Source organism: Streptomyces sp. PL-25 (assembly GCF_058344915.1).
The window spans coordinates 5513473-5525839 of record NZ_CP136997.1 but is presented as its reverse complement, the minus strand read 5'-3'; the positions used below and the strand labels follow the sequence as shown (position 1 = coordinate 5525839).

At 73.5% G+C, this 12367-nt stretch carries 8 protein-coding genes; 7 read left to right on the top strand and 1 reads right to left on the bottom strand.

Annotated features, from left to right (window positions below; genetic code table 11):
* Positions 1-139 precede the first annotated feature (139 nt).
* The 7 genes from R4Z62_RS24955 (at position 140) to R4Z62_RS24925 (ending at position 11234) form a co-directional block, all read left to right on the top strand.
* Positions 140-919, top strand: a complete 780-nt coding sequence (locus R4Z62_RS24955) for a hypothetical protein (protein ID WP_491520929.1) — start codon at positions 140-142, stop codon at positions 917-919.
* A gap of 300 nt (positions 920-1219) precedes the next feature.
* Positions 1220-4591: an SCO5717 family growth-regulating ATPase gene (locus R4Z62_RS24950; protein WP_491520928.1), complete on the top strand. Its 3372-nt coding sequence runs from the start codon at positions 1220-1222 to the stop codon at positions 4589-4591.
* A 388-nt stretch (positions 4592-4979) separates the two neighbouring features.
* Positions 4980-6914, top strand: coding sequence for an ABC transporter substrate-binding protein (locus R4Z62_RS24945; protein WP_491520927.1), 1935 nt, complete (start codon positions 4980-4982; stop codon positions 6912-6914).
* Positions 6915-7112: 198 nt separating this feature from the next.
* Positions 7113-8201, top strand: a complete 1089-nt coding sequence (locus R4Z62_RS24940) for an ABC transporter permease (RefSeq protein WP_491520926.1) — start codon at positions 7113-7115, stop codon at positions 8199-8201.
* A complete protein-coding gene (locus R4Z62_RS24935; RefSeq protein WP_491520925.1) occupies positions 8198-9184 on the top strand; it encodes an ABC transporter permease in 987 nt (328 codons plus the stop codon). The genes R4Z62_RS24940 and R4Z62_RS24935 overlap by 4 nt, the downstream gene beginning before the upstream one ends.
* Positions 9181-10200 carry an ABC transporter ATP-binding protein gene (locus R4Z62_RS24930; protein WP_491520924.1) on the top strand — a complete coding sequence of 340 codons (1020 nt, stop codon included), beginning with the start codon at positions 9181-9183 and terminating at the stop codon, positions 10198-10200. The genes R4Z62_RS24935 and R4Z62_RS24930 overlap by 4 nt, the downstream gene beginning before the upstream one ends.
* The gene (locus R4Z62_RS24925) at positions 10197-11234 is read left to right on the top strand and encodes an ABC transporter ATP-binding protein (protein WP_064535550.1); all 1038 of its coding nucleotides are present in this window, start codon (positions 10197-10199) and stop codon (positions 11232-11234) included. The genes R4Z62_RS24930 and R4Z62_RS24925 overlap by 4 nt, the downstream gene beginning before the upstream one ends.
* Before the next feature lie 43 nt (positions 11235-11277).
* On the opposite strand, the gene R4Z62_RS24920 is transcribed toward R4Z62_RS24925, so the two are convergent.
* Positions 11278-12234 (bottom strand): bifunctional riboflavin kinase/FAD synthetase, encoded by a 957-nt coding sequence (locus R4Z62_RS24920; RefSeq protein WP_491520923.1) that lies wholly within the window; start codon positions 12232-12234, stop codon positions 11278-11280.
* Positions 12235-12367: the final 133 nt, after the last annotated feature.

Sequence of the window (12367 nt, the reverse complement as noted above, 5' to 3'; positions counted from 1 at the left end):
TGTTCCGCCGGGCGCGGCGGTTCCACCAGGCGCGACGGTTCCTCCGGGCACGGCTGTTCCTCCCGGCACGGCAGCTCCGTACGGCACGACAGCTCTGCCCGGCGCGGCGGTTCCGCCCGGCACAGCAGCTCCGTACGGCGTGACGGCTCTGCCGGGTCCTGACGGTGGAGTGGTCGCGAGCGGCGCCGTGCCGTCCGTCGTCCGCCGGGCCGGTGAGCGGCTGCGGTACGGCCTCGGCCTGATCGGGCCCCGCCACGGGCGGCATGTCCTGTCCGCCCCGCAGCTCGACGCGCTCGCGCTGCCCATCGGGGACGACGGCGTGGTCGCGGGTGTCGACACCGAGGGACAGCCGGCCGTGCTCGGCATCAACCGGCCCACGCCCTACGACGTCGTGCTCATCGGCGGGCTGTGGACGGCGCAGGTGCTCGCGCTGCGCACCGCCGCCACCGGGGCGCGGGTCGCCGTGGAGACCGGCCGGCCACAGTCCTGGATGCAGATGGTGCACGCCATGGGCGGCGGGCAGAACGGGCTGTCCGTGTACGAGGTCGGGCGGGTCCCTCCGCAGGGCGCGTCGGCGGGCACTCCGGTGCTCGTGGTGCGGGACTGCGGGATGCGGCCGCCGCGCGGGCGGGTGGGCTCGGGCCCGTGGCAGTCGGTGCTGACGCTGCTGCCGTATCTCAGTCCGGTGGCCCCGCGCCTGCTGCGGCAGGCGCGGCTCGCGGGCGTCCAGCGGGTCTCACCGGACGAGGCGGCGGAGCTGGGGCGCGTCATGGGGCTGTCCCGGGCGGAGCGGGAGTCCCTGCCCGCCCTGCCCGACGGTGTCACCCTCTGGTGCGGCGACCGCGACCGGCAGTACGTGATGACCCAGCCCACCGACGCCGAGACCGGATTGTTGGGCACGCCTCGCAGAATGGACTGAACTGCCCCTGCGTGACCGTTTTGTTCAGCGGGTGCGCCGGGCGGGCGGGACCGACTCCGGTCTCCCGCAAGCGTGGTGTGACCTGGTGCGCGCGTGCCCGGGGGTGGCTGGGCCTGACGGGACCCGGCTCACGGTGATTAGGCTGGTACCGGACGCGATGCCACAACCCGTGGAGCAGGCGTCGACGGCCCAGGGGGAGCCGGCGCGATCGGACTGCCTCGAACCACTACGGACGACTCGGAACCACACGACATGGTCGCCCCGGCAGCATGAGCGTGCCCGACCACACCAGGAGGAACTGTGAGCAGCGATCGGGACGGGATCCGCGGGGGCTGGGCCACACCCGGCGATGACCAGCCCGACGCGGACTCGGCCATCGAGACGACCGGCGAGTTCACCATCGACTACGCGCCGCCCGCCTGGTACACGCAGAACGCGTACGGGACCTCGGGGGAACAGCAGGCCCCATCGCCGCCGGAGGCGCAGCAGCCGCAGGGCACCTCCGAGGGAGGTGCCGGTGGCGGCGCGGGCGGCTCCGCGGGCCCCGGGGCCGGGGCCTTCGGCGGGGCGGCCGGTGATCCTCGCGAGACCGGTGGGGCCGCCGGGATTGCCGGGGCTCCCGGGGGTCTGTCGTTCCCGCCTCCGCCGCCGCCACCCTCGCCCGGCGCGGGTACGCCGGGAGCGCCCGGTGCGCCTGCCGCGTTCGGTGCTCCCGGTACGCCCGGCGCTCCTGCCGCGTCCGGTGCGCCCTTCGCTCCGGCCGGGCCGCAGCCCGGTGCGCCGTTCGCTCCTCCTCCGCCGCCCCCGCCTCCGTCTCCGTCCGCTTCTCCGTCGCCGTCGCCGTCGCCGTCGCCGTCTCCGTCTCCGACCGCGGCCGAGACGCCTTTCCCGGCTCCGTTCACGGCTCCGCCGCCGGTGGGCGAGCCGGTGGTCGTACCCGGGCTGCCGGCGGACGGCGGGTTCGCGCCGCGCCATGAGCCCGCGGAGCAGGATCCGCGGCAACAGGGTGCGGGTTCCGGCGGTGGTGACCTCGAAAGCGGTGCCACCATGCGGTTCTCCGCCATCTCCGTGAAGCGGGACATCGAGGAGCAGGACGCCTCGTCGGACGACGGTTCGACCGAGGTCGGGGACGCTCCCGAAAGCGAGTCCGCGCACATCTCCGCGGACGCCTCCCCCGGGACCCCGGAGGACGTCCCTGGCGGGGCCTCCGGGGCGGCGGACCCGGATGACGCCGCGTCGGCGGAACCCGATGCCGTCGACGAGACGGGCGCGTCCGAAAACGTCGGCACCGACGACGTGAATGGCGCCGATGACGCCGACGGCACCGACCAGGCGGAGGACAGCGAAGCGAGCGACCCGCGCGCCGACGCGCCGGAAGCACCGGAAACGCCGGGCGCCCCGGAGGACTCCGCCTCCCCCGCGCCCGACGACCGGCCCGACGCAGTTGCCGCGCCCGCTGCCGTTCCTGCCCCGGCGCCCCAGGACGCGGCGCAGCCCGCCGGGCCCACCGCTCCGGGTGCGCCGAGTGCGCCGGGGGCCTGGTCGCCTCCGCCGGTGCCACAGGGTCCCGTACCGCCGCTGCCGCCGTCGTACCAGCCGGCCGCGCCCGCACCGGCGGCCCAGTGGCCCGCGCAGCCGCAGCCCCAGCCCCAGCCGCCGTTCCAGGCGCAGCCGCAGCCCGGACAGCCCGCGCCGGCCGCCGCGCAACAGCAGCAGGGATACGGCTTCCCGCCGAACGTCCCTCAGCCGCAGGTCCCCGGCCAGGCTCCGCCGCCGCCCGCGCCCCCCGCCCCGGCCGGCTACGGCTTCCCGCACTCCCCCGCCGCCGAGGCCGCGGGCGTTCCCGGCAGTCCCGTACCGCCGTCCCAGCCCCAGCCCCAGGCCCATCCCCAGCCGGACGGCTACGGCTTCCCGCCCGCGCAGCCGGGCGCACCCCTGCCGCCCGCCGCACCGGGCCAGCCCGGCGGCTACGGCTTCCCCCAGCAGCCCGCACAGCCCCAACTCCAGCCCCAGCCCCAGCCGTCCCAGCCTCAGGCACCGGCCCAGGCGCGGCCCCAACCCGACAGTGCGCAGCAGCCGGGTGGTGCGCAGCCGGACGGATTCGCGCTCCAGCAGCCGCAGCCCCCGGTCGACCCGCGCACCGGTGCCGCCTGGCCGCAGCCCATACAGCACGACCAGCGGCAGCCCACCAACCCCGGTGTCGCACCGCTCGGTTACACGGCGGCCGTGGAGCTGTCGTCCGACCGGCTGCTCAACAACAAGCGGCAGAAGGCGCGCAGCGGGCGGCCGACGGCGGCCGGCGGCAGGTTCCGGCTCGGCGCGAAGAAGGAGGAGGCCGAGCGGCAGCGGAAGCTGGAGCTGATCCGCACGCCGGTGCTCTCCTGCTACCGGATCGCGGTCATCAGCCTCAAGGGCGGCGTCGGCAAGACGACGACGACCACCGCGCTGGGCTCCACGCTCGCGACGGAACGCCAGGACAAGATCCTCGCCATCGACGCCAACCCGGACGCGGGCACGCTCGGCCGCCGGGTGCGGCGGGAGACCGGGGCCACCATCCGCGACCTGGTCCAGGCGATCCCGTACCTCAACTCGTACATGGACATCCGGCGGTTCACCTCGCAGGCGCCCTCCGGTCTGGAGATCATCGCCAACGACGTCGACCCGGCGGTGTCCACGACGTTCAACGACGAGGACTACCGGCGCGCGATCGACGTGCTGGGCAACCAGTACCCGGTGATCCTGACGGACTCCGGCACGGGCCTGCTCTACAGCGCCATGCGCGGTGTGCTGGACCTCGCCGACCAGCTCATCATCATCTCCACACCGTCCGTCGACGGTGCCAGCAGCGCCAGTACGACGCTGGACTGGCTGTCGGCGCACGGGTACGCGGATCTGGTGGCACGCTCGCTCACCGTGATCTCGGGTGTCCGCGAGACCGGGAAGATGATCAAGGTCGAAGACATCGTCTCCCACTTCGAGACGCGCTGCCGCGGTGTGGTCGTGGTGCCGTTCGACGAGCATCTGGCGGCCGGTGCCGAGGTCGACCTCGACATGATGCGGCCGAAGGTGCGGGAGGCGTACTTCAACCTCGCGGCCATGGTCGCCGAGGACTTCGTCCGGCACCAGCAGGCGCACGGGCTCTGGACCTCGGACGGGAACCCGCCCCCCGTGGCGGCCCCGCCGATGCCGGGCCAGCCCATGCCGAACCAGCCGTACCCCGGACAGCCCATGCCGGGACAGCCCATGCCGGGACAGCAGGTACCTGGTCAGCCCGCGCCCGGCCAGCCCTTCCCGGGCCAGCCCTACCCCGGCCAGCCGGGGCAACCGTACGCGGACCAGCAGGGCCGGCCGTATCCCGGCCAGCCCGGACACCCGGGCCACCCGGCCCAGTTCCCCCCGCAGCCGCCCCAGCACCCCGGACAGCCGTACGGGCAGCCGGGCCAGCCCGGCCCCTTCGCCCCACCGCAGCACCAGCACCAGCACCAGCCCCACCCGCAGGCGCAGCCCCAGCCGCCCCACCACCCCGGGCACCCCTACCCGCCGCAGGCGCAGCCCCAGCAGCAGCCCGCCTCCCCGCCGGGGCAGCCCTCCCCCCACCCCCAGCCCGGAGACCCCCTGCCGGGGCACCCCCAGGGTGGCCAGAATCCGCCGCCTCCCGCGCCGCAGCAGTAGGCGGACCCGCACCGGTGTGACCGCCCGAACCTCCTGAAGACCCGCTCCGCCCCCCGGCGGAGCGGGTCTTCGCACGTTCGCAGGCAGAACCGGCGGGAATCGGCCGCCACTCTGTCACCAGCAAGGCTTCAATGGTCTCCACCAATGTGGGTGAACCTGCGGTCGACTTGTTGTTTCCGCAGGCCACATGGGGTTTGACATACCGTTGACGCGCGCAGACTGCCGCTGATAGACACACTTTTCATTCCGTCGGCGTCACCCGATCAAGCCCGATCAAGCGCGCTCCAGCGCCCGCACAGCTCGTTCCAGCCTGTTCACATCTGTTCAAGCCCGCCTCGCGCGGGGCGCGCCGCGTCCCGCGCGTGCGACGACGCGAGGTCACCGAGCCATGAGCACACAAGATCAGCACGGCAGTGGACGCCACGGCGCCCGCCCGACGAGAACACGGCTGCTGGCCACCGCGGGCGCCGCCGCGCTCCTCCTCGCGTCCGGGCTCGCCGCGTCCGCCACCGCCTCGGCCGCTCAGCAGGCCGGTGCCGCGGCGTCCGCGCGGGCCGGGGACGCGGGACGAGCGGCGCGGGCCGCGGGCGGCGCGGACGACAAGCAGGCCGGCAAGAAGGTCCTCACCGTCGCCGTGGCGCAGAGCGTCGACTCGCTCAGCCCGTTCCTCGCGGTCCGGCTGGTCAGTACGAGCATCCACCGGCTGATGTACGAGTACCTGACGAGCTACGACCCGAAGGACAACCACGTCATCCCGGGCCTCGCCACCAAGTGGCAGTCGTCGCCGGACAAGCTGACCTGGACGTACACGATCCGTACCGACTCCAAGTGGTCGGACGGGCAGCAGGCCACCGCCGAGGACGCGGCGTGGACGTTCAACAAGATGATGACCGACGACGGCGCCGCCACCGCCAACGGCAGCTTCGTCACCAACTTCGCGGAGGTCACCGCACCCAGCCCCACCCAGCTGGTGATCCGGCTGAAGAAGCCGCAGGCCACGATGACCGCGCTCGATGTGCCGATCGTGCCCCAGCACGTCTGGGAGAAGGTCGGCGACCTCTCGAAGTTCAACAACGACAAGACCTTCCCGATCGTCGGCAACGGGCCGTTCGTGCTCACGGACTACAAGCCGGACAGCTATGTGCGGCTGAAGGCCAACAAGGACTTCTGGCGGGGCGCGCCCAAGTTCGACGAGCTGGTGTTCCGGTACTACAAGGACCAGGACGCCGCCGTCGCCGCGCTGCGCAAGGGCGAGGTGTCGTTCGTCGCCGGTTCGCCCTCGCTGACGCCCGCTCAGGCCGCCTCGCTCAAGGGCGACAAGGACATCCACGTCAACGACGCACCGGGCCGCCGCTTCTACGCCCTCGCCACCAATCCGGGCGCGCGGGCGAAGGACGGCACGAAGATCGGCGACGGCGATCCGTCCCTGCTGGACGAGCGGGTGCGGCACGCGCTGTTCATGGCGGTGGACCGCAAGGCCATCGTCGACAAGGTCTTCCAGGGCCACGCGGTCGAGGGCCAGGGGTACATCCCGCCGCGCTTCTCGCAGTACTTCTACAAGCCGACCGCCGCACAGGAACTGGCGTACGACCCGGCGAAGGCCGGGCAGCTCCTCGACCAGGCGGGCTACAAGAAGAACGCGGACGGCAAGCGCGTCGGCAAGGACGGCAGGCCGCTGAACTACCGCGTGCTGTGCCACGCCACCGACCCCAACGACAAGGCGGTCGGCAAGTACCTCCAGGAGTGGTGGGGCAAGCTCGGCATCGGGGTCACCCTGAACTGCCTGGACAACGTGACCGACCCGTGGCTGGCCGGGAAGTTCGACCTCGCCTTCGACGGCTGGTCCGTCAACCCCGACCCGGACTTCGTGATGTCCATCCACACCTGCGCCGCCCGCCCGCAGACCCCGAAGGACACCGGCGCCACCGACGACTTCATCTGCGACAAGACCTACGACGAGCTGTACGCGCGCCAGCTCGCCGAGTACGACCCCGCCAAACGGGCGGACCTGGTCCGGCAGATGGAGTCGCGGCTGTACGACCTGGGATACATGAACGTCATGGCCTATCCCAACGCGGTCGAGGCCTACCGCACGGACCAGATCAAGTCGATCACCACCATGCCGTCGGCGGCGGGCAACATCTACGGGCAGGACGGCTACTGGAGCTGGTGGTCGGCCGTCCCGGCGGACTCCGACGGCTCCTCGGGCGGCTCGTCGTCGACCGGGGTCGTGATCGGCATCGTCGTGGGCGTCGTCGTCATCGCCGGACTGGCGGTGCTCTTCGCGGTGCGCCGCCGGGCGACGGCGGAGGACCGCGAATAGACCGGGAACAGACCGTTGTGCCGACCGCGGACCCACCGCGAACAGACCGTTGTGCCGACCGCGGACCCACCACGAACAGACCGTTGTGCCGCCCGGGAACAGCGCGAGCGGACCGGGAGCAGAGTGTGCGGCCGGGAACAGACCGTGCGGCCGTGAACAGGACGACGACCGCGACCACGTGTACAGGTGCAGGTGCTCATGACCACTGAAGCGACATCCTCACCGGCCGGGGGCGCCGCCGTCCCCGGCCGGGCGGGGCCCGCGCCGGCGGACGGGGGGCGGACGTCCGGGCCGGGGCGGAGGCTCACCGGCGGCGGCTATCCGCGGTATGTGGCGGGCAAGCTGGCCGGGGCCGCCGTGTCCCTGCTCGCCGTCCTCGTCACCAGTTTCTTCCTCTTCCGGCTGATCCCGGGCGACCCGGTGAAGTTCATGACCGGGGGCCGCCCGGTCTCGGCCGAGCAGATCGCCGTCTACCGGCGCGAGTTCGGGCTCGACCTGCCGCTGTGGCAGCAGTTCACGCACTACTGCGGCAAGGCGCTGACCGGGGACCTGGGGACGTCGTACCAGTTCCGGGCGCCCGTCGTGGACAAGATCACCGAGGCGCTGCCGAACACCCTGCTGCTCACCGGCACGGCGTTCGTGCTCTACACCGCGCTGGGCGTCTTCCTCGGCACCCGCTCGGCGTGGCGGCACGGCAAGCTGGGCGACCGGCTCAACACCGGGCTCGCGCTGACCCTCTACTCCATCCCGTCCTTCTGGCTGGGCCTGCTGCTCATCATCGTCCTGTCGGTCGGCGTGGGCCCGGTGCCGGGCCTGTTCCCGACCGGCGGCATGGAGTCGGGCGGCAAGGAGGGCTTCGCCTACGCCGTCGACGTCGCCCACCACCTCGTCCTGCCGGTGGTGACGCTGGTCGCCGTCGAGTACGGACAGACGCTGCTGGTCACCCGGTCGGCGCTGCTGGACGAGATGGGCGGCGACTATCTGACGACGGCGCGGGCCAAGGGCCTGCGGGACGACCTCGTACGGCGCCGGCACGCCGTGCCGAACGCGCTGCTGCCGACCGTGACGCTGATCTTCGTCAATCTGGGGCGGACCGTGGCCGGTGTCATCCTGGTCGAGACGGTCTTCTCCTGGCCGGGGCTCGGCGGGCTGTTCTACCAGGCGCTGAGCGTGCCCGACCTGCCGCTGGTGCAGGGGCTGTTCTTCGTCTTCGCCGCGGCGGTGATCGTCATGAACACCCTCGCCGACCTGCTGTATCCGCTGCTCGATCCGAGGGTGGGCCGATGACCGCCGAGACCACCGAAGCCGCCGACTCCCCGGAGGCTTCCGGGGACGACCGCACTCCGCCGGACGCCGCGACCGGCGGGAAGCCGGCCGCGCCGGGGCCGCGCGCGTTGGCGTGGCGGCGCCGCCGGGCCTCCGCCGCGCGCTTCTGGAAGGAGTACCGCGGGCATCGCGCGGGCGTGGCCGGGCTCGCCGCGCTGGTGCTGTTCGCGCTGGTGGCGCTGACCGCGCCGCTGACCGTCGGCTCGGACGTGGAGAGCGTGACCGACGCGCCGGGCCGGCCGCTGGAGAGCCCCAGCGGCCACTTCCCGCTGGGCACCGACCAGTTCGGGCGGAACCTGCTGGGCCTGGTGATCTGGGGTTCGCGGGTCTCGCTGCTCGTCGGACTGCTGGCCGCCGTGCTCTCCGTGGCGATCGGGGCGCTCATCGGGGTCACCGCCGGGCACTTCCGCGGCTGGTACGCCACGGTGGCGATGCGGGTCACCGACTGGTTCCTGGTGATGCCGACGCTGGTCCTCGCCATCGCGCTCGCCACGGTGCTGTCCCGCTCGCTCGGCACGATCGTGCTCGCGATCGGCGTGACCACGTGGCCGACCACCGCCCGCCTGGTGCGGGCGCAGACACTGGCGGTGGAGTCGCGGCCGTACATCGAACGCGCGAAGGCGCTCGGCGGCGGCCACTGGCACGTCATGTCCCGGCACGTGCTGCCGAACGTCATGCCGCTGGTGCTCGCGCAGACCACCTTGATCATCTCCTCCGCGATCCTCGCCGAGGCGACCCTGGCCTTCCTCGGCCTCGGGGACCCCACGGTCGTCTCCTGGGGCGGGCTGCTCCAGGACGCCCGGGAGGCGGGGGCCGTCAGCTCCGGCGACTGGTGGTACCTGGTGCCGCCGGGCATCGCGATCGCGGTCGTGGCGCTGGCGTTCACGCTGTGCGGGCGCGCGGTGGAGGCCGTACTCAACCCCAGGCTGGGGGTGTCCCGTTGACCTTGCTCGACGTACAGGACCTGGAAGTGACGTACCCGGGCGGAGCCTCCGCCGTGCGCGGGGTCGACCTGACCCTGGGCGCGGGCGAGAAGCTCGGCATCGCGGGCGAGTCGGGCTGCGGCAAGTCCACGCTGGCGCTGGCCCTGCTGCGGCTGCTGCCGGCCGGGGCCCGCACCGGCGGGCGGATCCTGCTGGACGGCGAGGACGTCCTCGCCATGAAGTGGGGCCGGGTACGGGCGGTGCGCTGGGCGGGGGCGTCGATCGTCTTCCAGGGCGCGATGCACTCCCTGAACGCGGTGCACCGCGTCGGCGACCAGATCGCCGAACCGATCCTGCTGCACCGCGGGGCGACCGCGGCCGGTGCCCGCAAGCGGGCCGGTGAGCTGCTGGAACAGGTGGGGCTTCCGGCGGCGCGGGCGTCCGCCTATCCGCACGAGCTGTCCGGCGGGCAGCGCCAGCGCGTCATGATCGCGATGGCGCTCGCCTGCGACCCGCGGCTGATCATCGCCGACGAGCCCACCACCGCGCTGGACGTGATGATCCAGGCCCAGATCCTGCGCCTGATCGAGGAGCTGGTCAGCGAGCAGGACGTGGGCCTGATCATGATCAGTCACGATCTCGCCGTGCTCGCCGACACCTGCGACCGGCTCGCCGTGATGTACGCGGGCCGGGTCGTCGAGGAGGGCCCGGCCCGCCAGGTCTACGAGGACGCCCGGCACCCCTACGGCAAGGCGCTGTCGGGGGCGTTCCCGAGGATCGGCGACCCGGCCTCGCGGTTCGCGCCGCGCGGGCTGCCCGGCGATCCGCCCGACCCGGCGGCCGTGCCGCCCGGGTGCGCGTTCCGCCCGCGCTGCACGGTCGCCCTGGACCGCTGCGCGGCCGAGGACCAGACGCTGCGGGAGGCGGGCGCGGGACGGCGGGCGGCGTGTGTGCACGTGGGGCCGGAGGCGGACACCGGGACGGCCGGGAGCGGGGCGTCCGCGCAGGACGAGGGACTGAGGAGCGGCACCGCATGACGACCACCACATCCCCGCTGCTGAGCGTCGAGGGGCTGCGTGTCGCCTTCCCCGGACGGCACGGCGCGCCGACCGCGCGGGCCGTGGACGGGGTGGACCTCGACATCCGGCGGGGCGAGATCGTGGCGCTGGTCGGCGAGTCCGGCTGCGGCAAGACGACGCTGGCCCGCTCCCTGCTCGGGCTGGTCCAGCCGACCGCGGGCCGGGTCACCTTCGACGGGGCCCCGCTGGCGTACTCCTCGCGCGCCCTGAAGGCGTACCGCAAGCGGGCGCAGCTGGTCCTCCAGGACCCGAGCGGCTCGCTCAACCCGCGGCACACGGTGTACGACGCCGTCGCCGAGGGCCTGCGCATCCACGGACACGCGGGTGACGAGCGGGCCGCGGTCGCCGGGGCCCTGGCCCGCGCCGGGCTGCGGCCTCCCGAGCGCTTCTTCCTGCGCTATCCGCACGAGCTGTCCGGCGGGCAGCGCCAGCGGGTCGTCATCGCGGGCGCGCTGGTCCTGGAGCCGGAACTGCTCGTCGCCGACGAACCGGTGGCCTCCCTCGACGCGTCCGTGCGCGGCGAGATCCTCGCGCTGCTGCTGCGGCTGCGCACCGAACTCGGGCTCTCCGCGCTGGTGGTGACGCACGATCTGGGGCTGGCCTGGAACATCGCCGACCGGGTCGCGGTGATGTACCTCGGCCGGATCGTGGAGACGGGCGCGGTGGAGCAGGTGCTGACGGCGCCCCGGCATCCGTACACCCAGGCGCTGCTGTCCGTCCTGCCGGAGGCGCCGGGCGCCCCGGTCGTCCTCACCGGCGAGCCGCCCGACCCCTCGCGGATCCCCGCGGGCTGCCGGTTCCACGCGCGCTGCCAGATCCTGGCCGGCGGCGAGGCCGAACGCGCGGGGGTCGCCGACGCCTGCCGCGGCCAGGACCTGGAGATCCTGCACGGCGGCGGCACGAACCAGGTCGCCTGCCACTGGGCCCGGACCCGGCCGCAGCAGCAGACGGCGGCGGAAGCCGGGACCGGGACGGCCGTGCCTCCCGGGTGAGGGCTCCGGCGCGCGAGCGCCTGCCGCCCGGGTGCGGAACGGCTCAGACCTGCCGGTCGTCCGCCGCGATGATCTCGCGGCACTTCTTGACGTCCTCGGCCATCGTCTCCAGGAGGGCGTCCAGGGAGTCGAACTTGGCCTGGCCGCGCACGAAGGCGAGGAAGTCCACGGCGACGTGCAGGCCGTACAGGTCGAGGCCGACGCGGTCGATCGCGTACGCCTCGACGGTGCGCTCGGTGCCGTCGAACTGCGGGTTGGTGCCGACGGAGACGGCGGCCGGCATCACCTCGCCCTGGGCGTGCAGATAACCGGCGTAGACGCCGTCGGCGGGGATCGCGGTGTGCGGGAGCGTCTCCACGTTGGCCGTGGGGAAGCCCAGCTCTCGGCCGCGCTGGGCGCCGCGTACGACCACGCCCTCCACGCGGTGCGGGCGGCCGAGGATCTCGCGGGCGCCGCCCACGTCCCCCTCGGCGACCAGGCCCCGGGTCAGGGTGGAGGAGAACGGCTCGCCGCCGCCCGCAGCCCCGGTGACGTACAGGTCGACGACCTCGACCTCGAAGTCGTGGAGCTTGCCCTGCTCGGCGAGGAAGTCCACGGTGCCCGCGGCACGGTGGCCGAAGCGGAAGTTGGGGCCCTCGACGACCGCCTTGGCGTGCAGCTTGTCGACCAGCACCCTGACGACGAAGTCGGCCGCGGACAGCTGCGAGAACGCCGTGGTGAACGGCAGGACGAGCACCGCGTCCACGCCCAGCTCCGCCATCAGCTCGGCGCGGCGGTGGTGGGGGGCGAGCAGCGGCGGGTGGCTGCCGGGGCGCACCACCTCGCTGGGGTGCGGGTCGAAGGTGACGACGACGGAGGGCACGCCCAGCTCGCGGGCGCGGTTCACGGCGTGCTCGATGATGAGCTGATGGCCGCGGTGGACCCCGTCGTAGGACCCGATGGTGACGACGCTGCGCCCCCAGTCCTGGGGGATGTCCTCCAAGCCACGCCAGCGCTGCACTGTGACCGCTCCTCGTCGAACCCGTGTCCTTGTTGGCCGGATGCCGCCCGGATTGCCGTCATCCGGGTCGCCCTGCCGCCTTGTCCGCAGGTCTAAGGGTGCCATGCCCGGCCCGCGCCGCCCGCATCGGCAT